This is a genomic window from Synechococcus sp. MU1642 (assembly GCF_020514115.1).
Classification (GTDB): Bacteria; Cyanobacteriota; Cyanobacteriia; order PCC-6307; family Cyanobiaceae; genus Parasynechococcus.
This window is the reverse complement of record NZ_VTKZ01000007.1, coordinates 1-18,287: the sequence shown is the minus strand read 5'-3', so window position 1 is coordinate 18,287 and position 18,287 is coordinate 1. Positions and strand designations below refer to the sequence as shown.

The window sequence follows — 18,287 nt, the reverse complement described above, 5'->3', positions numbered from 1 at the left end:
GAGCCTGTGCTTCTCGTCAGTGCCCAAAGCTTGCATCAACCTGTTGTGGCAAGCCATCCCAACATTCGCGTAGATGCCATCAAAGGGGCAATGCGCCTTAATGCCGATGACTTTGTGCCTTCAAGGCACAAAAATATGGTCATCGAGATCGGAGGCGTCCATGCGAGACGACGGTCCAACCGAGCAGACTTCAGAAGCAGACTGACTTTCTGGCCCCTGCTCCAACAGTCTCATGAATGACCTGGGTTGGTCGTTTGGTTAGGTACACATCAGATACGTCACGCCATTCGACGCTCCGCTTGCACCGTCGCAGGTGCCCTAGGAGAAAACGACCCATTCTCTAGAGCAAATGGCCCCAGGGCGCCTCTAGCCAGAAGCTTCGACCCTTTCTTTCTTCAGAAGTGATGGGTTGAACCATGCACAAGCGAGCGAGCTAGGCCGTCTCTTCCACCTGGGAGGGGCGGCCTCCTCTTTGCAACGCAAAATCGTTCAATATTACTTTTTCAGTGAAGAGTTTGGCTATAATTTATTTAGTTAAGTAGGTTGAAAGCCCGGATCCTATTGATCAAGTATCTGGCAAATTTTCCTAATCATTGGTGGAAGCTGTGTGCCTTAGAAGCAAAAATAAGTCGTATAGGTGCTTTGCGTGACTTCGATATGTCAAATAAGATTAAGGGGCATAAAGCTGATATTTACTATTGACTGGGTGCCTTAGTTCTATGCGCTTTACCATTGTTTATGCGTCTGCAACTGGTCATACAGAAGACATCGCGGAAAGGCTGAAAGTGCTATTGCCTGGATCGGAATTAAAAGACCTTGATAGAATAGATTTTATAAAAGAGCTGGAAGAGTCTGAGGCACTCATTTGTTGTACTCCAACGTGGAATACGGGTTCTGAAACCAAGAGATCAGGTACAACATGGGACGAGCATATTGATCATATTCCTCATTTATCCCTAAAAGGTAAGCCTATTGCGATTGTAGGTTTAGGTGATTCTGCGGCCTTCGGCAAGTATTTTTGTGATGCAATGGAAGAGCTTTATAGATTATTCGAATCTGCAGGAGGTCGGATGATCGGCCATGTATCAGTTGAGCAATATATCTTTGATGATTCCAAAAGCGTTGTTGACGGCATGTTCTGCGGCCTCCCATTAGATGAAGATAATGAATCCGAAAAAACCGATGAGCGACTTCAGTCTTGGTCCAGGCTAATTATGCAGGAGGCGATTATATAAAAGACTGTGAGTGCAATATACGCTATCATGAAGCTTAGTCAGCTTCTTTTGGCTCCCTCATTACCAGTTGAATTATTATCAAGCTTCATTTTAAATTTTTCCTCTAAAAAATTAACAGGTAAGCCGCCAAAAACAGCAACAAAGGCTGGGGTCAATGCCATGCTTACCACTAATAGGCCAATTGGCTGTCTTGTGGACTCGCGAATGGCTATAGTAAGAACTCCGCTACACATAAGTGTGTAGAGAGAGAAAATAAATATAATCTTCAATGAACGCTTCATAACCTCTTGGGTTTTGTAGACAAAATACTCTTTGCAAAAGAAGGATGACTAGGTGTCTTTAGGCTCATCACATCAGCAGTCAAATAACGCTGATCTGACTCCCTGCATCGTCAAAGAGGGAGCCAGTGGTGTTATCAGCGCCCAATGGTCATCACTCCATTGGAGGGAGGTTCCGAGGCTCCGCAACAAGCATGGCTTTGTGGATGGATGCTGTTACGTCGTGATGAGGCAATGGCAGTAGCTAAATGATCGTTGCCTATGTTTCGATGTGGTGGAGTCAATAATCAGACAACGCTGAACTGGCTTACCACTGAAGAAGAGAAGCCAGTTACTCTCCAGCGCCCCAATGACTGTGGATAGGCCATTGGATGGAAAGCCCTAACGGAAGAACTTCCATAAACATCATTACCTCTGCTGTAGTTGAGTACTAATCCGATGATGTAGAGGTAATTATCAAATGAGTCTTATGAATTTTGTTAAATATGCCTATTAATGCGTATCTTTGCTTTAGCTCTGAGGATTAGTCCCGTAGATGATGTGAAATAACACCAGTACTAGGCCAGCGATTGGCCGCACTAAAGGAACCATGGATCAGGATCTGGCTTGGACTACATGATGAACACCGCACGAGCAGATCGCACAGGGAAATATCACTTTTCGATGTTCAGGCGCCAGTAACGCTTAACTGACTCCCCCCGTTCAGAAGAGGAGTTAGTCCCTGAACAGCGCCCAATGGTCATCACTCCATTGGATGAAAGTGCTGTAATAGAACTTCCAAAAAAATTGTCTCACTAGCCATGAGTTAAGTGCAGTACAGATGAGGTAATAGCTTCATCCAAATGCACGCCAGATATGTTGTGGAATGTTTGGTACTATGCCCTAGACAAAGTGAGACATCATTATTCGCTTTGACCTGTGGTCATCGAGCGTTAGAACTATTAGTAGGTCTAAGACTTCAGTTAAAGTTTAGGTGCGTTTAAATCAGACCTAGTATTGAGAAAAGACCTCTGCCCAGAACTATTAATAATGCAATTGATGTGCAAGCAATAAGGTTTAGTGATACCAGCTGAAAAATGAGTGGACTTTGCATTTGTTCAGGAGTCCCCTCGTTTTTTTGTTTTCCAAGGGGCTTGTCCCAATAGGCAAAGACCAGTCCTTTCTTGACCTCAAGTGTGTTGCGTGTGTTGAGTGCTCCGTAGCCAAACTCACTAATTATTTCTATTTGTTGCCGGATTTTTTTGCTCTCATTGACAAAGATCGATTGAATCCAATCGCTATGTGTTTTGATTCCAGCGGCAATCCAGAAGATCGCGGTAACGCCAACAAGAACATTGAGAATGTCCATTAGTATAAAATCATATCTTCGTTGGCTCCGGCTTCCTCATGAAATAATTTGATAGCAATTCATGTCCTCGATGCTGCTTTTACAAGGTGAATATCGATCTCATTGGGTAGTAATAATGGAGACTGAATGCTTATCTTGTTACATGCAGATCGTATATTTTATGCTTCTACTGGCAGCCTGAATCGCTACTCATATTAAGCAGAGAAGGCTTGGCTTGATCAGACATATTATCTACATGTTTTCCTGCTTGGCTTTATTGATATCTCCTACTTTTCCAGTTTGGTTGTTTGATTTGGTGGCATCACTTTTGATTTGTCTTCAGGCTGATTTTTGCTTGATATTGAAGTTTTCTCCTTAGCTGGCTTTGGCTGTTCTCCCGCAGAAGCTTCTTCTTTGTTAGTGCTAGTCGTATTAATATTTTTCTCTATCTTTTGGCTTTTTGCTCCAGGGTCTTTCTTGTCAGGTGTGGGTGTTCCCTTTGCGACTGCTGTCTTTTTTTTGGGTTTAAGTTTGCTTGTATCTAAAGAACTTTCGCCTAAAGACTTATATCCAAGAAAGATTAGTCCACCCACAACTGGAATTGAAGTAAGCCCACCTATCACAATTTCAAATTCGCTCAACGCCATAGCCAATTTGCCGTGATGATCAAAACCATCATTAAAGAGCGTTGCCACATTGGACGTTTAAAAACTACCTAATGTGGTATCAAATGGTCTTTATAATATGCCTTTTGCAATCGCGGGGTGTCTTGATTATCTTCGATAGAGGTATTCATTGTTTTTGCCAGTAATTTTTTAATGTCTTTAATAATGCAATATCACTTCAGATTAATTGGCCTCCCTTTCTGCCAGGGCTCGCTTGCCATTCAAGCCATCAAGTCAAAACTCTCGAGTTGACTCAATATCAGCTTCTCGTCAACCCTGTTTGGATCGAGCACCTGATTTGTCGTCAGAAATAATTGAAAGGTGTTATCGGCAGATATATTTTCATGCAATGAGATGTGATCGTGATCGATTTTTAGAATCACAGCTTAGGTCAGGTTCTATCACCGTAAGAGATTTTATAAGAGGACTTCTACTTTCGGATCGTTTTTATAGGGGCTACGTCGAATGCAATGGGAACGATCGAGTAGTTGAGCAGGTCATAGGCCGTGTCCTTGGTCGTCCTGTTTACGGACTAGATGAAGTAAAATCTTGGTCCATTGTTATTGCCGAACAGGGATTTGCAGCTTTTGTTGATGACATCTTGGAATCTCCTGAGTATTTTGAGAGATTTGGAATTGATGGAATCCCCGATCAAGTAAATCGTATTTTGCCAGGACGCTCTCAAGGAGAGATGCCTATCTACCAGCGACTTCCTCGCTATGGAGAAAGTTGGCGTGATCGACTGATTCGTGACGGATTAATGATCTCTGTAGATGCCCTCAATAAAATCAGTCGGCCAATGACGGTATCCCGTCTGATTTATGAAAAGCCTGAGGGTCGTCTTTTTAAACTCTGGTTTGTTTTCTTGTTTGTTTTAGGCATTGGAAGTGTTTCCTTGATTCTTTTAGTCTTCCGCCAGATGTTCACGATTTGAGCTAGAGATTGTGTCAAACCAGAATTATGTACATTTCGGAAAAATCAGTTGGGGCAGCTTTCTCGCCTAAATCAGGTAATTGCAGTGGTCTTCGCACTGGGCTAGAGCCATCTTTGGGCGGAGCATTGCGTGAAAAAGCAGTTTGGGTTGACGAGTCTGATTGCATTGGTTGTCGTTACTGTGCACATGTGGCGTCTAATACTTTTGTTATGGTCCCAGAAACAGGTCGCTGCCGTGCTGTGCGACAAGATGGCGATTCAATAGATCGAATCCAGGAGGCGATTGATACCTGCCCTGTTGATTGTATTCATTGGGTAGACTTTGAGCATCGTGATGACGGCGTAGAGATATGAACTATCTGAATACTTTGGCTCTTCCTTGATTGAAGAAATACGATACTATGAATATGTTTGAGGGATGCGTCGATTGATTTTTGATCTATAAAGGTGGGAATACTTTGTCAACGCCATGCAAACCACCAACCACCCATGCGCATGTGAACCCTGTGGCTGCAGCGTTAATCCGGAAAAAGCCATCGAGAAAGAAGGCAAGATTTACTGCTCTCAGCCATGTGCTGATGGTCATGCCGGTGATGAGCAATGTTGCTCTAGTTGTGGTTGCTGCTGATTAGTCGCAGCAGCCGCCTTGTTGCAGGGGGACCACTGTTACCCCGCTAACGACATTTGAATCCATAAGCACTCTTACTTGAACGCCTCCACTGGGGTCTTCAGCTAGTTCTACGGCGAGCCCAACCAGCTCATCTCCGTTGGCTTTCGTGTAGTTCAGAAGCTCACGCGTTGGAGTTCTTTAGGAGTCGACACAGGCGATAAGGCGGTCTTGAAGGCTTTTTAACGCTGAACTGACCCCCCGACCGGAAAGAAAGGGAGTCAGGTCGCTCCAGCGCCCAATGGCATTGCCTAACCATTGGGTGGAAGTGCCCAGCAAAGGAACCTCCGAAGAAATGATCGCCTCTGCCAGGCGTTCAGTGCAGTTCCAATGAGGCGACAGCGGCGACCAAATGAGTCGCTGAAAGGTTTCGGCAACTGAAAACGCTGATCTGACTCCTCCCCTTCATAAGAGGAGCCAGGCCGTTGCTTGCTGTGTCGGCGCGGGATGGTAACGCTGACACTCAGCGCCCAATGGTTATTGGAGAAACCATTGGATGGAAGGCCCATGCGACTGAAACTTCCGAACAAAGTATGAAATGTAGGTCGGATGTTCGTGCTTTAGATGTTGCCAAGAGCAGTTTCAAATGAGCAGCGGCATTGTTGTGATGTCTATTGAGGACTAGTCGATACCTCCAACAGAAAACAGGTGTCAGCTCTCGGATCATTATCCAACAGCCATGGTTGGCCAAAGGGAGCCAAGTGCTGTGTTCCCACCGACGCAAATAGCTGCCACAAGCATCCCGAAGTAAAAGAGCTTGAAGTACCCAAGACGTGTTTCGGGTACCCAGACATCAATTTCCTCTTTGGGCATCAACCCATCCCGATCTGAGAAAGGATCCCTTGACCGGTGAGTAGCTCAGTGCCAAGGCCAATGATGAACCCCATCATTGCCAGGCGGCCATTCCAGGTTTCAGCGAAAGACGAGAAGCCGAACTTGCTGTCCATAGCATTGTTAAAAAGCTTAACAACCCTAGAGGCCCTCTTCTGCTTCTGTTGTGCCAAATGAATCAACCAGCTCCACAAGCTTTACCTCTGAGCCTTATGCGGTTTTGACAGCTCTTGGGAGCCTCCCGAGCGAACACGAAGTCAGGTCAGTTCACAGCCTGCGCCAGCCACTGTCTCGGGGGTTTGGAGTACAGGTTGGAGCATGTGCCTGATCGGCTGCTCCGCGAAATTCTTTGGCGATCTGACTTTGTGGGGGCGAAACCATCTCCTGTATTGGGAGACGGTCGGCCGAAAAACGGCGCATCGGGGAACTCGAGCTGCGGGATGCGGTGGCGGCGCCTCTCAGATCTCTCAGGTGTTTTCCCAACAGTTGCTGCGGCAGCCACGGGCTCCCCTTGGTTCAGATCTTTTTGATGAAAAGAAGTTGAGACCTGAGACGCTTCGCCCGCATCGCTGTCGCTTGCTGGGGTTTGGCCCGCCTCAGGTGTGGTGCGCCGACGTGAGGCACCTGAGGGTCGCCACCGCCGTTTCTTCCCGCTTTTGCTGCTGCTTTGATGGTTGTCCTTCTCGTATCCCAGGCGGCGCAGGATCTTGCCCACCTCGACGGCGACTTTTTGATCCAACGGCTTGAAGAAGTCATCGGCTCGGGCGTGTCGCCATTCGATCGGATTGCCAGCGCAACCGGAGAGGTAGAAGCACTCCTCGCTGGTGAAAGGGTCTGGGCGCTCCCAAGGGTCGGGAGCTTTTCCAACCATTCAGCAGTGGTGTCCTCCCAGGGGTGATCCACCTCGAAGTTGAGATTGCGCCGGTTGGATTCGGCCTGCTCCTCGAAGGTCAGCCTGTCCGATTCGCCTCGCCGGTACGCCTCAACGGCGGCCTTCCAAATTCCGTCCCGATCCCTCAGGAGCCTTTTCAGATCAATGACGAACCCAGCGTCCGCATCGTGCGGAAGCTGGACCACCCAGAACCGAGATGAGCCCGTTTCGTCGCGCAGGAAATCAGTGCGGTTGCTTGTGCCCATGAAGACGCTCTGCCGAGCGAACCAGTCATGGGAGCTGCCGTACGGAACGCGGATGTAGTCCTTCGGGGAGGAGATGTCGTTCTTGAGCGTTCCGGCCTGCTTCTTGGAAACGATGCTGTCGAGTTCAGCGAGTTCAAAAATCCAGCAACCGTGGATCGCCATCAGGAAGTCCTTGTGGTTCTCCTGATGGGTGTCGGAGTGCCACGCAGGGCTGGCGAGAACGATGATTCCCTGGCTCTTCCCAATGTCCTGCCCGCCTTGGAAAACCAGGACGTTGCGGCGTGAGCAGCCCGGTTCAAAGATGCGGCGGACAGCGCCGATCAGCGTGGCTTTCACCATCGCGTCGTACAGCGGGTCGGTGGTGTTCCAGTAGGTGCTGGCCACGCTGTTGAGGTCGACGGCTGCGATGCCGCCATCGCTCGCCACCTTGTTCAGATAATCCGTGACTGGATGGAACGCGTTGGCCATGGCCGCTGTTTTGGCAGCGGCCTTGGCCTTGCTCTGATCGATCTTGTATCCACGCTCCGAGAGCGCGACATACAACTGGTCGATCTCGGCAACCGGAACGGCGACACCATCCAGCTCGATCTTTTTGGTGAGCAGGTTGAAGCGCCATCGCTTTTTGAGGGCTTTCTTCAGCAGGACCGAAAGGTCCCCAAACTCGAGCGCCAGCCTGATGCGCTGTTCCTTGCCATCCCTGTCGATAAAGGTGTTCCAGCCTTCAGGCAGCAGGCTGACTTTGACGATCTGTTCAGCCATTCCGCAGCCACTCCCGGAGTCGTTGATGGTTGTTGGGTTGGTGCAGGGCGAAGACCGAGAAGGTCCCGAAATCCACCTGCTGAGTTTTTGAAAAAGCCCACTGGGTGCCGGGGGCGAGCTGACCCTTTTTCAGTTCCAGCGGCGGCGCGAATGTTTGGCCGTGAAAGCAGCGCAAAGTTCTGCCGTCGCGGTGCAGCGCGCAGATGACATTCGAATTGCGATGGCATACCGGGCAATCGTCGAGCCGATGCCAATCACTGCGCCCGGTGCTCACGGTGCGGTGCTTTGGAACTGACGTTTGGTGGTTGTCGATGGCCAGCTGAAGAACGGTGTCCCACCAGAAATTGGGTGGAGCTGACAACGCCTCAGGGCCGCTGCTATCAGGCCAGTAGTAGTGGCCGCCTGACGACCAGTGTTTTCCCAGCACGATCACCTGCCGTCCAGGAGAGAAAAACTGCTCGAGCTGCTCGCCCGCTCCGGTGCTCTCGTTGAAATGGAAATGTCCGGCGGTCAGCCCTTGATCAATCGCCTGGTCAACCTGCGCCGGGCTAGGAGCGAAAAGCAGCTTGAACCGTGAGAGATCTGTATCTCGCTGCACGCGGCACCAACGTCTCCGTCTACATCCGTGGCTGCGTTCTCAGCTGCCTGCCAGGTGCCTCAGCAGACGGATCCCTCACCGATCAAATCCAGACCCTGGACCCTCGCGCCAAAGGCGTGATGAAAGACGTGCTCAGACGCCTCGACGCTCTAGAGAAAGAGGTCTTTTCCTCCTGAGGAAAGCCTTTTTACCGGCAGCCCTGCACTGCAATGCGATAGCTAAAGCCTGAGGCTTCTGGTTCTAGTGAAGAACCAACTTTGAAATTCACCTGGCTGACCGCTTTGCCTCCTGGTGATCTGAAAGGGCCAAACATGTTGCCGGTACCGATTGCCGGCTTCATGGATTCATTGACCACTTGGAGGTTCGAGCCATCGCTGAACTTGAGGTAAGCCTCAACTGGGTAGGTGGCCTGTTCTGATGATTGCGCTGTGAAGAACAGCTTGTAGCTGCGATAGGGCTTATCAACGACGAAATCCGTGTTCCAGTTCGTACGGCCAAAGGCCAGCAGAAAAGGGGACACCTTCGGTCGATCCACTCGCTTGGTCACGGTCGTATTGCCGTCCCCACCAACTGGGATCAGGAACTCACAAGAGCCGGCGGCCAAGAGCAGCCCGCTAAGGCTGGCGAGAAGGAGCATGGATCGAGGCTCGGTACTTCTTTTCTACAACTCTGGGACTGCAGCTAAGTGAACTCCCCCGCCTCTCAGAACCAGACGCGAGGCACCAACAGCACCAGCACAGCAGCCGCCACCATCAAGCCATGCACCCAGCCCCCGTCGATCCAACTGGGATGGGCTGAGAGCAGCGACGCCGCCAGCAGCATCAACACAACCGAAGGCAAGGTGAACCCTGCCCAGGCGGCCAACCCGCCAAGCCACCCGGCCCGAATCAGTCCCAGACCCATGCCTACCTGGGAACTCGAGGGTCCAGGCAACAACTGGCAGAGCCCAACGAGATCGGCGTAGGCCTCAGCGGTGATCCAACGCTCCCGCTGCACAAAACGCTCATGGAAATAACCGAGTTGCGCCACGGGGCCACCGAAGGAGGTCAGCGCCAACAAGAAGAACTGAACGAACACCTGCAGCGGAGCGGGCATCACGCTGCTCCTCTCAAGCAGGGAACAGGCGTCGGTTCCGTTTGGCAATCGCCACCAGCGACAGCATCACCAGAACTTCCACCAGCACGCCAACAACCGTGACCAAGGCGGCAGACGAATCGCACTGATTTTTTGCGCTCTCGAACGAATTATGTTCACTACTGAGCCAAAGCCGCCGCTCCTTGACACTTGTTTTGGGGAGCATTAAATAACCTTCAAACTATTATTTCCCTGGCCGGAAGAATCAGTCTCGGAAAGATAATCCTTGATTTCCTTAATCACAAAGCTTTCATCCACATCATGCTCTCGCATGATGACTGACAAGGTGGCATCAATCATGTCTCGAATTTCCTTTCGAGCCTGATCGGCGGCGGTTCACGCGCAGTGGCTAGCCATCAGGACGTACAGCTACGTTCCGTCGCGCCCGCCTGAGCCGATGACTCGTAGGCGGATGCTGCGGCACAACGCCATTGATGCTTGGGAGACGATGCGGAAGACGGCCTGGAGACGCTTCCCCCCGCCTGTGCGTTAGGCCGTTTTGACTGTCTTTCTGCTGCCTTCGTAATGGCTTTCGCGGATGACATCAGCTTTCGTCGTCTGACGATGTGTTGTAGTGGTTCGTTTGGATTTTACCCATGTGCCCAATTAGGGCAGCTAGGCCCCGAAAAGGAATGCGTGGAAACTATGCGAGCAAAGGGCGCGTCAAAGCATTCAACTCAGATTTAAAGTTCAACTCGAGCGAATCCGTGAGGTGAGGATTGCTCACGAATTCGCAGTCGAGCAGCTCGCATAAGCGCGCGACGAGTTCACTTATAGGATTTCGTTTGAGAAACTGTGTTTGTAGTCTCGATTCACAGACAAACGAATAAGGCTGCCGACGGTTGTCAGCAGCCTTATTCGTCGTCTTGAGGAGACCAAAACTCGAGACAACCTCTTTTAAGGTTTTATTCGGATCTTTCAAGTATTCATCGATGCATTGTTTTAAGACTCAGACATCTCTCAATGCGAGCTCTTTGAAATTGTTGTGTTCGTCGATGTGAGCTCATTTTTGTGGGTGCTCCCTCAAGCTCGCTGACTACTGCTGTTGCTGCATCTGCTGCTAACGCTTAATCAGTGACGCCGTGAGCTTGGGGTTGGATTCCTCTGGCGCACCAATCTGCGCACTTCCCCAGAGCTTCAGGGAACTTTCCTGGTCACTGCCTTTGATCTGGAACGGTTGACCTATTGCAGTAGCGGCAGCAGTTCGGTGGTGCGAATCCATCAGGGGGCGTCCAAACAACTCCAATCTGACGAAGAAGTTTCAGAATTAATCCCATGGGGTGACGAGCCCCCCGCATAGACGAGAGGCATCGACCCAAACAGACGATCAGTTGTAGGCCTTGGCGATCAGGGGGCCAGCCTGCTCATCTGTCAGCACTGGAGTGACCTCCCAATCGAGACACTCGGCCCACTCCGCAGCGTGCTCATAACAGGCATCAGCGTTGTCTGCCTCCACGAGGATCCAGCCCTCGACCGATCCAGGTGCATGGAAGCGCTTCCAAGACTTGCACTCCGGGAAGGGCGCACCCGTTGCCAGAAACTTCTTGGCAGCAATCTCGTGGTAGCCGGTCTTAAAAGACCAGTGCATCAAAAAGGTCATTGGATGGGTTGAAGCCAACAAACAGTCCCACGGTTGAGACATATGGTCTGTGAGAGCGAATACGAAGCGATGGAACGCGGCAAAGCCTTCGCTCCCAGGCCTCGTCAACAGTCGTCTTGCATCCAGCGTCAAGCGCGGTTACATGGGGGCCATGCAGCGAGATGGCGGAATGCCAGAGCTTCTCAAGCGTCAGATTGACCGCCTCGAAACCGCCATTGACCTTTCGACGGACTGGCTTGAGATTCAATATCTGATGGCTGAGCTTGATCAGCTCAAGGCGTTGTATGAAGACACGAATTCAGAGGCTGCTTAAGCGGGTGTTGACATAAGCCTCAGGAGCAAAAATCCATAGAGTTCAGCAACACATCTCGCCAGCTTTTTCAGCATTATTGATCCAACTCTGCCAGCGTGTGCGCCGAGTGACATGCCATGAAATGAACAACGAGCAGCAGGCGGAACTCGAACGCCTCGAGCGTGTGCTTGCGGTGGCCAAGCGGAACGGGAACGAGTTCTTCATCCAGAACATCGAACGAGAGATCGCCGCCGTTCAGAGGGAGGAATGCTCCCCACTCATTGAGGAATACCTTACGGAGGAAGAACGGGCATCAATGGGCGTCGCTGAACAGACCGAAATCTGATGAGATCACTTGCCCCCGGATTCACGCGAGACCAAGACCATGCTTCAGCCGACGCACAGGCACGCCACCCCAACAATCGATCGTTTAGGCCCTCAAGGCAATGCGCCTTAATGCTGATGACTTTGTGCCCTCAAGGCACAAAACTATGGGCATCGAGATCGGAGGAGCCCATGACGGACGACACTCCACCCCAGCAGACCGAAGAAGCAAACTGACTTTCTGGCCCCTGCTCCAACAGTCTCAAAAATGACCTGGGTTGGTCCTTTGGTGGGCACGCAAAGGTCCGCCACGCCAATCGACGCTCCACTTGCACCGTCTCAGGTGCCCTCGGAGAAAACGACCCAACACCTCGAGTCCATGGCCCCAGGGCGCCTCGAGCCAGAAGCTTCGACCCTTTCTTTCCTTAGCTGAAGTGATGGGTTGAACAATGCACAAACGAGCGAGTTAGGCCGTCTTTCCACCGGGAAGGGCGGCCTTCCTCTTTGGATGCTCACCAATGAAACATCACAAGCCCAACCTCATCTCAGGCTCACGTTTCAACACCTAAAGAAAGAGCCATGCAGACAAGCATCAAGCTTCTGCATCCTCAACATCAGCCCCAGAACCAACACCCTCAGCCACAGGATCCTGCCCAGGTCGCCAACCACTTTCCCAGATTTCCCGCGTCTTGAGATTCAACTCATCGCGAGATAGCCCCCACAGCGTGAGACATTTCTGCAGATCATCGCGTATATCTTCAGCGCCAGGAAAATCCGCATATCGAGAAAACAACGCGGCAATCGTTGTCAACTGCTGCGGGCCTGGTGCGCCCTCATGACCCAACACAGCATCGATCTGGTCGCGATCGATGGCGTAAAGCGGATGGGTTTGTTGAATGTCGTCGTTCATCAACCGATCATGCCTGAAGAGGGCGACCGGAGCAGCAAATTAGTCGAGCTCCCAGCACTCAGATCCACGACTGGTGAGCAGGCACACAACGTGCTTTTCCTCACTGATCAGGCGATACGTCTGTCCATCAGCATCACTTCTGGCACGGGCATGCCAGAAGGCATTGTCTTTTGAAGAGTGCTCAGCACGATCGGACCATCCCTCAACTGTCAGCTCTTGAACTGCATACATGCGCTTGGCTCGAACTGGACAAAGGCTCGAGGAGAACGCGGGTTATGTGCGGGATCAACAGAAACATATTGGGATCGCTTGATCAGCTGTTGCAATCATCTTAAAGCAGAGATTTTGTCGACGCTTGAGCCAACTTCCTCAATAGAAAAACGCTCAGCCGCGGAATCATTCTGAAGACGAAAGAGAAAGCCATTCAGCCAAGCTGTCTCCTTATTATTAACCTCATGGCCACGGTCGACAAACCCAGGCTGCTGCTGGAACAGATGCAGAAGAATGGTCAGCACGTCCTGCGGCGAAAGATTTTCAGGGTCAATCGATGGCAGTTGATCCCTTACATCCAGGTAAGACATTGATCCGGTAGTCGCAACATCAAAGGCCACTGTCGGATTGCACAGACGATCAGTCCATCCAAACAAAAAGCCCCACCAAAGTGGGGCTTCATCCCTTGAATGAAACAGGGGTCAGAGCCAATTGGCACGCATTGACTCGTAGGTCACTCCTCGGTATTTCAACTGAGTTGGAGCGACCTTCTTTTTCGCCAGTTTGACGGGAGAGAGATGCGCAGAGGTGTAGTCGCTGGATTCAGGTCCGCGAGCCACGGCCTTTTTGGAGTTGTTGCGGAGCTGCACGCGCAATTCGCGCTGCTTCAGAAGCCCAAGAGCATTCATGGTGTTCCTCGTAGAAAGCTCAGGCCCCGTTCCATGCCCTGAGTCGAACTGCGCTTCGCTGTGTAGCGAAGTGAACGTTCGTAGCAATTGCTACAAAATAAATATAGGCCATGCAAGCCCAGTTGCGCTGTTCATCCCGTTACAGCCGCGGCAATTAAATCAGGCTCAACCGCAAAAGCTGCGCTAACACGAGCGAATTGTGGTCATCTTCGTTGGTTGTTCTCAATTCAAGGTTGAAAAACAGCGCTGATTGCTCCTGAACAAAAGGCCCTGCATGCCACGTTCCCGGATGCAGCTTGAAGGCTTCACCGGCTTGAAACTTGATCAGAGCGATCGAGGATGCGTGTGGCGGACAGCCAGAATCCGTTGAGGGGGCCATGGCCAGCCACCAGGGCTGTGCATCGGCAGACCCCAAACACTGACTCACGCGATGGTGCCGCGTCATCGACTTGAGCACAGGAGGCCGGCGGCGGATCCGCATCACGTAGAAGCGTGGTTGACCATCTGCAGCGAAGTACAGATCTGCGTCCGCTGGACCGAACAATGCAGGGTCGCTCTGCGGACGCAACAAAGTGCCACAGCGCTCCAACCAGGGCGAGTCCGATGCAATGGGGGTCAGGCGCAGGGTTTCCTCGTGATCCATCCCGTCACGATATGAAAACCAGGCCATGCACCCGTGCGACAAATGGTGCCTTGGGCCACTGAATCCATGGTCGGGACTCCCTATCACCTGAAAAAGTTGAATCGATCATGCTGACCACATCGACACGATTGAAGCTGCAAAACATCTGCAGCCGCCTGGCTCAGGGTGAGTTCGTGTCACTTCAGGAACGCGTCTACCTTCAAAAATTCGCCGAACGCGATCGCAGCGTGAGCACGTGGGCGAGCAGAGCGCAGCGCTTTCAACGGGAAGGCACACAACAAGGCCTCGACGGTTTGATGGCCGATCTCGACCTGGGGCGACGTCATCCAGACGACCCTGAGCACCCAGAAGATGATCTCGGCGATTGGTTCAGCAAAGCCTCGCCTTGGCTGCGTCGCGACTGACGCCCCTTAGCTGGGATCGTCGAGGGGGCCGAAATGGTTGACGGCAACCTCCTGCAACGTCTTCAACGATTCCAGAACAGCCAGGCGTTGCTGAGCCTGAGCAAGCATCGGCTTGCCGTGAGGGACGCATGATTCGATCAGGGATGCCGCCTCCGAGGCTTCAGCCTTCACCCAGCCGGTGCATCGCTCGAGGCGGGTGGTGAGATCACCATCGCGCAACGCGCCTGAGTAGTTCGGCCCCGCGAAAACCTCGAGAAGTGTCGCCAGAGCATCCCTGGCCTGCTCCCGGTTCACCGTCATAGGGCTTGTGGAATACAGGTCCACACTGGCAGCACGGGCACAAAAAAGCCGCCACAAGCGGGCGGCCGGGTGATGGGGATATCCACAGCTTACCTGAACGAACCAGTCATTGCAGGCCTTTTGAAGAAACGGCGACAACGCAGATTGCCAAAGTTTTCCACTCTCCTGTGGATAAGCTGCCCCTCAGCAGTGTTTTGTGAAATTCAATCCACCAGATGTGGTGGATCAGCTGCACAAACTTGACGAGAAGCACTACACTTATAGAAAAGCCGGGTGATGGGGATTACTTGGCTTATTCCTCCGTTCAACGGAGGTTTTTTTATGCCTTGTTAAATCACAAGGCATATCAGTCTGGAGAGCTCTCATACCCAAGGAGCTTGTCTGCGCGGCGGAGGTGAGCCATAGGTGCACAACTTTGTTCACTGATCCGACGCATTTCGATGAGCTTGAGACTGCTTCAGCTCTGCCCCAGGCCAGTGAGATCAGAAAACAACTCAGTCAGAAAAGAGTCAGGTCTATGCAGACCCACGCCATAGGCTTCGTGCATCCATCACAGGGTCCCGGCCAGATGCATGCCCTCAACGGAGTGTTGCTTCTATCCATTGCTCTAGCGTGCTCTCCTCTGCGGCACGAGCTCTGGAACTGGGCCCTTGTGAACCCGCCACAGCGGTGAAGATTATCGACACCAGCCTCGAAGAAGGAAAAACGCTTCAGCAAGCCATGGAGATGATGATCAAAGCGAAGGTGTTCGACGGGTCTAAAGCGTGCATCACCTTCATCCGCGAGACCTCCATGACCATGCGAGATCCCTATCCAAGGGCCTTTAAGTCGCTCTGGTTGAACTAGAAATCAGTCGGATCCTGATGGTGTCGGTTTGGCGGAGAAAAGGTCACTGAGCCAACGACGCACGAGCAAACGCGACATCATCAGATCAGGATCTTGCCGAACCATGCAAACCCCACGACGGATCAACGATCCCGCCAACAGCCTCGCCGTTGTGGTTGCCGTCGTTCTCAGCGCGCTGTTGTTGTTGGGGCAGGCTCTGTTCATTGTTCCTGCCGGCAAGGTGGCGGTGGTCACCACCTTGGGAAAAGTGAGCGGGGGATCACGACTGCCCGGCCTCAATCTCAAGGTGCCGTTCATTCAATCGGTGTATCCCTTTGATGTGCGCACCCAGGTCAAACCGGAAGAATTTGCCACCCTCACAAAAGACCTCCAGGTGATCGAAGCAACCGCAACCGTGAAATATGCCGTTCGCCCGAACGAAGCAGGACGTATCTACCGGACGATCGCCGGCAACGACCGAGAGATTTACCCGCGCATCATTCAGCCGTCATTGCTGAAAGCACTGAAGTCGGTCTTCTCCCAGTACGAGCTTGTCACCATTGCCACCGAATGGAACGACATCTCCGCGCTGGTGGAACGCACAGTCGCCGAAGAGCTGGACAAATTTGATTACGTGGAAGTGCGCGGTCTGGACCTCACAGGTCTGCAAATTGCAGAGGAATATCGCGCCGCCATTGAACAGAAACAGATTGCCGAGCAGCAACTGCTCCGCGCCCAGACCGAAGTCAAGATCGCTGAACAAGAAGCCCTGCGTTACGACACCCTCAACCGCAGCCTTGATGATCAGGTGCTCTACAAGCTGTTCCTCGATAAGTGGGATGGGCAAACGGAGGTTGTACCGGCCCTTCCGGGCAGCAACGGCAACACACCTCCAGTAATTGTGGGGCGACGCAGCTGAACGAACGACTGCCGTGGTTGTTGATCAACAATCGCTTCTCGAAGATCAAGATCGTGTCGAGGAACTGCACCGCAGTTACGACTGAGAAGCACGGCTCAACGAATCTTTCATCGTTCTGACGATTGGTGCCAACTTGATCGCCAGTTTGGGATTACTGGCCAACAACTCTGCGGTCTTCATTCGGGCCATGGTTTTGGCCCACTGGATTCTGCCGCTGAGGGTGGCGGTGTTCGCGATTCTGATCGAGCATGCCAGGCTGTTGTCCCGATCACTATTCACCCTTGCGGCCGGAGCAGGGATCACCTTGATCCTGTCTATGGGATTGGGCTGGATCGCATGGAGTCATGGCGTGCTTGTGGTCATGGCCTTGCCAGAACAGATCGCCGCCCGACTTGAACCGAACACGTTTGATCTGGGAATCGCCCTGGCGGCAGATGCCATCGCGACCTACGCCAAGGTCAACCCCGGTGCCGTGCGTTCTATGGCCGGCACGGCGATTGCCGTGGCCTTGGTGCCACCGATGTGCGTGATGGGATTGATGCTCTCCGGCCCAGACATCAGCAACGCCCAAGGGCCTGCCCTGCTCTATGCCGCCAACTTGCTTGGAATTCTGATTGGTGGGATCGCAGTGCTGGCAATTCGTGAGCCGTACTTCCGCGAGAAACTCAGGCGAGGACGACGCTCTCGCTTACCAATGCTGTTGGCATTGGGTATGGCCGTGTTGTGGGTTAAGAGCTGTATGGAAGGTATGAGCACCGATTCAAGGTGAAGCGGGAGGTTGCCCAAAAACAGATTGAATCTGAGATTCGCTACTACTTGAAGAATGAGACGCTGAGCTTTGGCGCGAACGACGCCGTGGAACTCGAAAAGATCGTTTTCGACTGGCCCAACTACTGGGAACAAAATCAAGCCCCAAGCTTCCAGGTGGTGTGATCCGTCGATCCCAAGCTGCCGAGTTACAAGCAGGTTCAGAACATGCAAGACACCATCAACAGCAGACTTGCAGGGCAATTCCCCGGCCTTGAACTACGGATGCAGGTGCAACGCATCAACGTGAGTGTGGTGGAAGGCAATGAAGTGAACTTAGAGGTTGAGCTCGAGCAAATTTTCAACGAGGCAGAAATGGCCCTCGCGCCGGCTCAGTTGCTTGAAGATCAACCAAACAATCAAGCAGGAGATTCCACTGAAGCTGAAATCTGTTCAGAGCCAAATTGCTAAAACGTGTTTATTTGCGGGTCAGGATCACAAACAGGGCGTGAATCACAGCGGCTGGCCACATGCCGAACAACACCGGAAAACCAAGACCGCCTACAGCAAAAAGATAGATCACCAGGTTGATCCAAAAGGGCTGGGTCAATCCCACCTGGGTGAAGACACCAAGGGGTGGAATGAACAGAGCAATGATGATCCGGAAGATGTCGCCACAGGTCATGAAAACGATCACTGACGTGCTTTTGTCTAGCAATCGCCGGTCAAAGTGCAGACGGCTCCTCAGTGAAGAGATCGGAAGATAAGAGCTGCATGCACAACAAAAAGCCCCCTCCGAGGAGGGGGCTTTCCGATTCAGTTGATCTGAATCGTTAGTTGATTCCAGATCAACCGATGGC

30 protein-coding genes and 1 pseudogene are annotated in these 18,287 nt (G+C 52.0%); 14 read left to right on the top strand and 17 right to left on the bottom strand.

Features of this window, described 5'->3' with window-relative positions; genetic code table 11:
- Positions 1-719: 719 nt before the first annotated feature.
- Positions 720-1,235, top strand: a complete 516-nt coding sequence (gene fldA / locus FZZ85_RS08040) for a flavodoxin FldA (RefSeq protein WP_226413943.1) — start codon at positions 720-722, stop codon at positions 1,233-1,235.
- Between the two features lie 38 nt (positions 1,236-1,273).
- Here fldA and FZZ85_RS08035 read toward each other — a convergent pair whose 3' ends face one another.
- The 3 genes from FZZ85_RS08035 to FZZ85_RS08025 all read right to left on the bottom strand — a co-directional run bounded on the left by FZZ85_RS08035 (position 1,274) and on the right by FZZ85_RS08025 (position 3,535).
- The gene (locus FZZ85_RS08035; protein WP_226413941.1) at positions 1,274-1,516 is read right to left on the bottom strand and encodes a hypothetical protein; all 243 of its coding nucleotides are present in this window, start codon (positions 1,514-1,516) and stop codon (positions 1,274-1,276) included.
- Between the two features lie 976 nt (positions 1,517-2,492).
- Positions 2,493-2,861, bottom strand: coding sequence for a hypothetical protein (locus FZZ85_RS08030; RefSeq protein ID WP_226413939.1), 369 nt, complete (start codon positions 2,859-2,861; stop codon positions 2,493-2,495).
- Between the two features lie 266 nt (positions 2,862-3,127).
- A complete protein-coding gene (locus FZZ85_RS08025; protein ID WP_226413937.1) occupies positions 3,128-3,535 on the bottom strand; it encodes a hypothetical protein in 408 nt (135 codons plus the stop codon).
- A gap of 157 nt (positions 3,536-3,692) precedes the next feature.
- Between FZZ85_RS08025 and FZZ85_RS08020 the strand changes: the two genes are divergently transcribed.
- The 3 genes from FZZ85_RS08020 to FZZ85_RS08010 all read left to right on the top strand — a co-directional run bounded on the left by FZZ85_RS08020 (position 3,693) and on the right by FZZ85_RS08010 (position 5,066).
- The gene (locus tag FZZ85_RS08020) at positions 3,693-4,439 is read left to right on the top strand and encodes a phycobilisome rod-core linker polypeptide (protein WP_226413935.1); all 747 of its coding nucleotides are present in this window, start codon (positions 3,693-3,695) and stop codon (positions 4,437-4,439) included.
- Positions 4,440-4,465: 26 nt separating this feature from the next.
- Positions 4,466-4,792 (top strand): ferredoxin, encoded by a 327-nt coding sequence (locus FZZ85_RS08015; RefSeq protein ID WP_226413933.1) that lies wholly within the window; start codon positions 4,466-4,468, stop codon positions 4,790-4,792.
- A 115-nt stretch (positions 4,793-4,907) separates the two neighbouring features.
- Positions 4,908-5,066 (top strand): metallothionein, encoded by a 159-nt coding sequence (locus FZZ85_RS08010; protein ID WP_226413931.1) that lies wholly within the window; start codon positions 4,908-4,910, stop codon positions 5,064-5,066.
- Between the two features lie 851 nt (positions 5,067-5,917).
- Here FZZ85_RS08010 and FZZ85_RS08005 read toward each other — a convergent pair.
- From FZZ85_RS08005 to FZZ85_RS07995, 3 genes are all read right to left on the bottom strand, one after another.
- Positions 5,918-6,052 carry a high light inducible protein gene (locus FZZ85_RS08005; RefSeq protein WP_114987765.1) on the bottom strand — a complete coding sequence of 45 codons (135 nt, stop codon included), beginning with the start codon at positions 6,050-6,052 and terminating at the stop codon, positions 5,918-5,920.
- A gap of 400 nt (positions 6,053-6,452) precedes the next feature.
- Positions 6,453-7,832: a virulence-associated E family protein gene (locus FZZ85_RS08000; RefSeq protein WP_226413929.1), complete on the bottom strand. Its 1,380-nt coding sequence runs from the start codon at positions 7,830-7,832 to the stop codon at positions 6,453-6,455.
- Positions 7,825-8,430 (bottom strand): hypothetical protein, encoded by a 606-nt coding sequence (locus tag FZZ85_RS07995; RefSeq protein WP_226413927.1) that lies wholly within the window; start codon positions 8,428-8,430, stop codon positions 7,825-7,827. Before FZZ85_RS07995 ends, FZZ85_RS08000 begins: the two co-directional genes overlap by 8 nt.
- On the opposite strand from FZZ85_RS07995, the gene FZZ85_RS07990 reads away from it, so the two are divergent.
- Positions 8,406-8,606, top strand: a complete 201-nt coding sequence (locus FZZ85_RS07990) for a hypothetical protein (RefSeq protein WP_226413925.1) — start codon at positions 8,406-8,408, stop codon at positions 8,604-8,606. The genes FZZ85_RS07995 and FZZ85_RS07990 overlap by 25 nt on opposite strands.
- A gap of 11 nt (positions 8,607-8,617) precedes the next feature.
- Here the strand turns inward: FZZ85_RS07990 and FZZ85_RS07985 are convergent, their stop codons facing one another.
- The 4 genes and pseudogenes from FZZ85_RS07985 to FZZ85_RS12090 form a co-directional block, all read right to left on the bottom strand.
- Entirely contained in the window at positions 8,618-9,067 is a 450-nt protein-coding gene (locus FZZ85_RS07985; RefSeq protein WP_226413923.1) for a hypothetical protein, read from the bottom strand.
- Between the two features lie 65 nt (positions 9,068-9,132).
- On the bottom strand, positions 9,133-9,525 hold the full coding sequence (locus FZZ85_RS07980) for a chromate transporter (protein ID WP_370631162.1): 393 nt from the start codon (positions 9,523-9,525) through the stop codon (positions 9,133-9,135).
- A gap of 13 nt (positions 9,526-9,538) precedes the next feature.
- Positions 9,539-9,646, bottom strand: a pseudogene (locus FZZ85_RS12210) (arsenical-resistance protein); the annotation flags it as partial.
- Positions 9,647-9,729: 83 nt separating this feature from the next.
- The gene (locus tag FZZ85_RS12090; protein ID WP_255616095.1) at positions 9,730-9,864 is read right to left on the bottom strand and encodes a hypothetical protein; all 135 of its coding nucleotides are present in this window, start codon (positions 9,862-9,864) and stop codon (positions 9,730-9,732) included.
- A 55-nt stretch (positions 9,865-9,919) separates the two neighbouring features.
- Between FZZ85_RS12090 and FZZ85_RS12205 the strand changes: the two genes are divergently transcribed.
- The gene (locus tag FZZ85_RS12205; protein ID WP_226414129.1) at positions 9,920-10,057 is read left to right on the top strand and encodes a DUF1651 domain-containing protein; all 138 of its coding nucleotides are present in this window, start codon (positions 9,920-9,922) and stop codon (positions 10,055-10,057) included.
- A gap of 834 nt (positions 10,058-10,891) precedes the next feature.
- On the opposite strand, the gene FZZ85_RS07970 is transcribed toward FZZ85_RS12205, so the two are convergent.
- A complete protein-coding gene (locus tag FZZ85_RS07970) occupies positions 10,892-11,164 on the bottom strand; it encodes a DUF3303 domain-containing protein (RefSeq protein WP_226413921.1) in 273 nt (90 codons plus the stop codon).
- Between the two features lie 142 nt (positions 11,165-11,306).
- Between FZZ85_RS07970 and FZZ85_RS07965 the strand changes: the two genes are divergently transcribed.
- Together FZZ85_RS07965 and FZZ85_RS07960 are read left to right on the top strand one after the other, a co-directional pair.
- The gene (locus tag FZZ85_RS07965; RefSeq protein WP_226413919.1) at positions 11,307-11,477 is read left to right on the top strand and encodes a hypothetical protein; all 171 of its coding nucleotides are present in this window, start codon (positions 11,307-11,309) and stop codon (positions 11,475-11,477) included.
- A gap of 121 nt (positions 11,478-11,598) precedes the next feature.
- Entirely contained in the window at positions 11,599-11,802 is a 204-nt protein-coding gene (locus FZZ85_RS07960; protein ID WP_226413917.1) for a hypothetical protein, read from the top strand.
- 570 nt (positions 11,803-12,372) lie between these two features.
- Here FZZ85_RS07960 and FZZ85_RS07955 read toward each other — a convergent pair.
- The 4 genes from FZZ85_RS07955 to FZZ85_RS07940 form a co-directional block, all read right to left on the bottom strand.
- Complete coding sequence (locus tag FZZ85_RS07955; protein ID WP_226413915.1) at positions 12,373-12,690, bottom strand: DUF3288 family protein; 318 nt, start codon at positions 12,688-12,690, stop codon at positions 12,373-12,375.
- Between the two features lie 326 nt (positions 12,691-13,016).
- Positions 13,017-13,301 carry a hypothetical protein gene (locus tag FZZ85_RS07950; protein WP_226413913.1) on the bottom strand — a complete coding sequence of 95 codons (285 nt, stop codon included), beginning with the start codon at positions 13,299-13,301 and terminating at the stop codon, positions 13,017-13,019.
- 81 nt (positions 13,302-13,382) lie between these two features.
- Positions 13,383-13,589 (bottom strand): hypothetical protein, encoded by a 207-nt coding sequence (locus FZZ85_RS07945; protein WP_226413911.1) that lies wholly within the window; start codon positions 13,587-13,589, stop codon positions 13,383-13,385.
- 154 nt (positions 13,590-13,743) lie between these two features.
- Complete coding sequence (locus FZZ85_RS07940) at positions 13,744-14,232, bottom strand: hypothetical protein (RefSeq protein WP_226413909.1); 489 nt, start codon at positions 14,230-14,232, stop codon at positions 13,744-13,746.
- 107 nt (positions 14,233-14,339) lie between these two features.
- Between FZZ85_RS07940 and FZZ85_RS07935 the strand changes: the two genes are divergently transcribed.
- Positions 14,340-14,636: a hypothetical protein gene (locus FZZ85_RS07935; protein ID WP_226413907.1), complete on the top strand. Its 297-nt coding sequence runs from the start codon at positions 14,340-14,342 to the stop codon at positions 14,634-14,636.
- Between the two features lie 6 nt (positions 14,637-14,642).
- Here the strand turns inward: FZZ85_RS07935 and FZZ85_RS07930 are convergent, their stop codons facing one another.
- Positions 14,643-14,936: a hypothetical protein gene (locus FZZ85_RS07930; protein WP_186494653.1), complete on the bottom strand. Its 294-nt coding sequence runs from the start codon at positions 14,934-14,936 to the stop codon at positions 14,643-14,645.
- A gap of 612 nt (positions 14,937-15,548) precedes the next feature.
- Between FZZ85_RS07930 and FZZ85_RS07925 the strand changes: the two genes are divergently transcribed.
- The 5 genes from FZZ85_RS07925 to FZZ85_RS07905 all read left to right on the top strand — a co-directional run bounded on the left by FZZ85_RS07925 (position 15,549) and on the right by FZZ85_RS07905 (position 17,898).
- Positions 15,549-15,782: a hypothetical protein gene (locus FZZ85_RS07925; protein WP_226413905.1), complete on the top strand. Its 234-nt coding sequence runs from the start codon at positions 15,549-15,551 to the stop codon at positions 15,780-15,782.
- A 103-nt stretch (positions 15,783-15,885) separates the two neighbouring features.
- Positions 15,886-16,680, top strand: a complete 795-nt coding sequence (locus FZZ85_RS07920; RefSeq protein WP_226413903.1) for a prohibitin family protein — start codon at positions 15,886-15,888, stop codon at positions 16,678-16,680.
- A 133-nt stretch (positions 16,681-16,813) separates the two neighbouring features.
- Positions 16,814-17,449 (top strand): DUF389 domain-containing protein, encoded by a 636-nt coding sequence (locus FZZ85_RS07915; RefSeq protein ID WP_226413901.1) that lies wholly within the window; start codon positions 16,814-16,816, stop codon positions 17,447-17,449.
- A complete protein-coding gene (locus FZZ85_RS07910) occupies positions 17,446-17,613 on the top strand; it encodes a hypothetical protein (RefSeq protein ID WP_226413899.1) in 168 nt (55 codons plus the stop codon). The genes FZZ85_RS07915 and FZZ85_RS07910 overlap by 4 nt, the downstream gene beginning before the upstream one ends.
- Before the next feature lie 42 nt (positions 17,614-17,655).
- Complete coding sequence (locus FZZ85_RS07905) at positions 17,656-17,898, top strand: hypothetical protein (RefSeq protein WP_226413897.1); 243 nt, start codon at positions 17,656-17,658, stop codon at positions 17,896-17,898.
- A 7-nt stretch (positions 17,899-17,905) separates the two neighbouring features.
- Here the strand turns inward: FZZ85_RS07905 and FZZ85_RS07900 are convergent, their stop codons facing one another.
- Entirely contained in the window at positions 17,906-18,112 is a 207-nt protein-coding gene (locus FZZ85_RS07900; protein ID WP_115081635.1) for a YqaE/Pmp3 family membrane protein, read from the bottom strand.
- Positions 18,113-18,287: the final 175 nt, after the last annotated feature.

Bases quoted from the DNA above. Each gene is read 5' to 3' on its own strand.
- FZZ85_RS07965 (WP_226413919.1), top strand. From the start codon at position 11,307: ATGGGGGCCATGCAGCGAGATGGCGGAATGCCAGAGCTTCTCAAGCGT.
- FZZ85_RS07905 (WP_226413897.1), top strand. From the start codon at position 17,656: ATGCAAGACACCATCAACAGCAGACTTGCAGGGCAATTCCCCGGCCTT.
- FZZ85_RS07980 (WP_370631162.1), bottom strand. From the start codon at position 9,525: ATGCCCGCTCCGCTGCAGGTGTTCGTTCAGTTCTTCTTGTTGGCGCTG.
- FZZ85_RS07940 (WP_226413909.1), bottom strand. From the start codon at position 14,232: ATGGATCACGAGGAAACCCTGCGCCTGACCCCCATTGCATCGGACTCG.
- FZZ85_RS07970 (WP_226413921.1), bottom strand. From the start codon at position 11,164: ATGACCTTTTTGATGCACTGGTCTTTTAAGACCGGCTACCACGAGATT.
- FZZ85_RS07900 (WP_115081635.1), bottom strand. From the start codon at position 18,112: ATGACCTGTGGCGACATCTTCCGGATCATCATTGCTCTGTTCATTCCA.
- FZZ85_RS08030 (WP_226413939.1), bottom strand. From the start codon at position 2,861: ATGGACATTCTCAATGTTCTTGTTGGCGTTACCGCGATCTTCTGGATT.
- fldA (WP_226413943.1), top strand. From the start codon at position 720: ATGCGCTTTACCATTGTTTATGCGTCTGCAACTGGTCATACAGAAGAC.
- FZZ85_RS07955 (WP_226413915.1), bottom strand. From the start codon at position 12,690: ATGAACGACGACATTCAACAAACCCATCCGCTTTACGCCATCGATCGC.
- FZZ85_RS08000 (WP_226413929.1), bottom strand. From the start codon at position 7,832: ATGGCTGAACAGATCGTCAAAGTCAGCCTGCTGCCTGAAGGCTGGAAC.
- FZZ85_RS07960 (WP_226413917.1), top strand. From the start codon at position 11,599: ATGAACAACGAGCAGCAGGCGGAACTCGAACGCCTCGAGCGTGTGCTT.
- FZZ85_RS12090 (WP_255616095.1), bottom strand. From the start codon at position 9,864: ATGATTGATGCCACCTTGTCAGTCATCATGCGAGAGCATGATGTGGAT.
- FZZ85_RS07920 (WP_226413903.1), top strand. From the start codon at position 15,886: ATGCAAACCCCACGACGGATCAACGATCCCGCCAACAGCCTCGCCGTT.
- FZZ85_RS07935 (WP_226413907.1), top strand. From the start codon at position 14,340: ATGCTGACCACATCGACACGATTGAAGCTGCAAAACATCTGCAGCCGC.
- FZZ85_RS08005 (WP_114987765.1), bottom strand. From the start codon at position 6,052: ATGGACAGCAAGTTCGGCTTCTCGTCTTTCGCTGAAACCTGGAATGGC.
- FZZ85_RS08015 (WP_226413933.1), top strand. From the start codon at position 4,466: ATGTACATTTCGGAAAAATCAGTTGGGGCAGCTTTCTCGCCTAAATCA.
- FZZ85_RS07930 (WP_186494653.1), bottom strand. From the start codon at position 14,936: ATGACGGTGAACCGGGAGCAGGCCAGGGATGCTCTGGCGACACTTCTC.
- FZZ85_RS08035 (WP_226413941.1), bottom strand. From the start codon at position 1,516: ATGAAGCGTTCATTGAAGATTATATTTATTTTCTCTCTCTACACACTT.
- FZZ85_RS07945 (WP_226413911.1), bottom strand. From the start codon at position 13,589: ATGAATGCTCTTGGGCTTCTGAAGCAGCGCGAATTGCGCGTGCAGCTC.
- FZZ85_RS07985 (WP_226413923.1), bottom strand. From the start codon at position 9,067: ATGCTCCTTCTCGCCAGCCTTAGCGGGCTGCTCTTGGCCGCCGGCTCT.
- FZZ85_RS08010 (WP_226413931.1), top strand. From the start codon at position 4,908: ATGCAAACCACCAACCACCCATGCGCATGTGAACCCTGTGGCTGCAGC.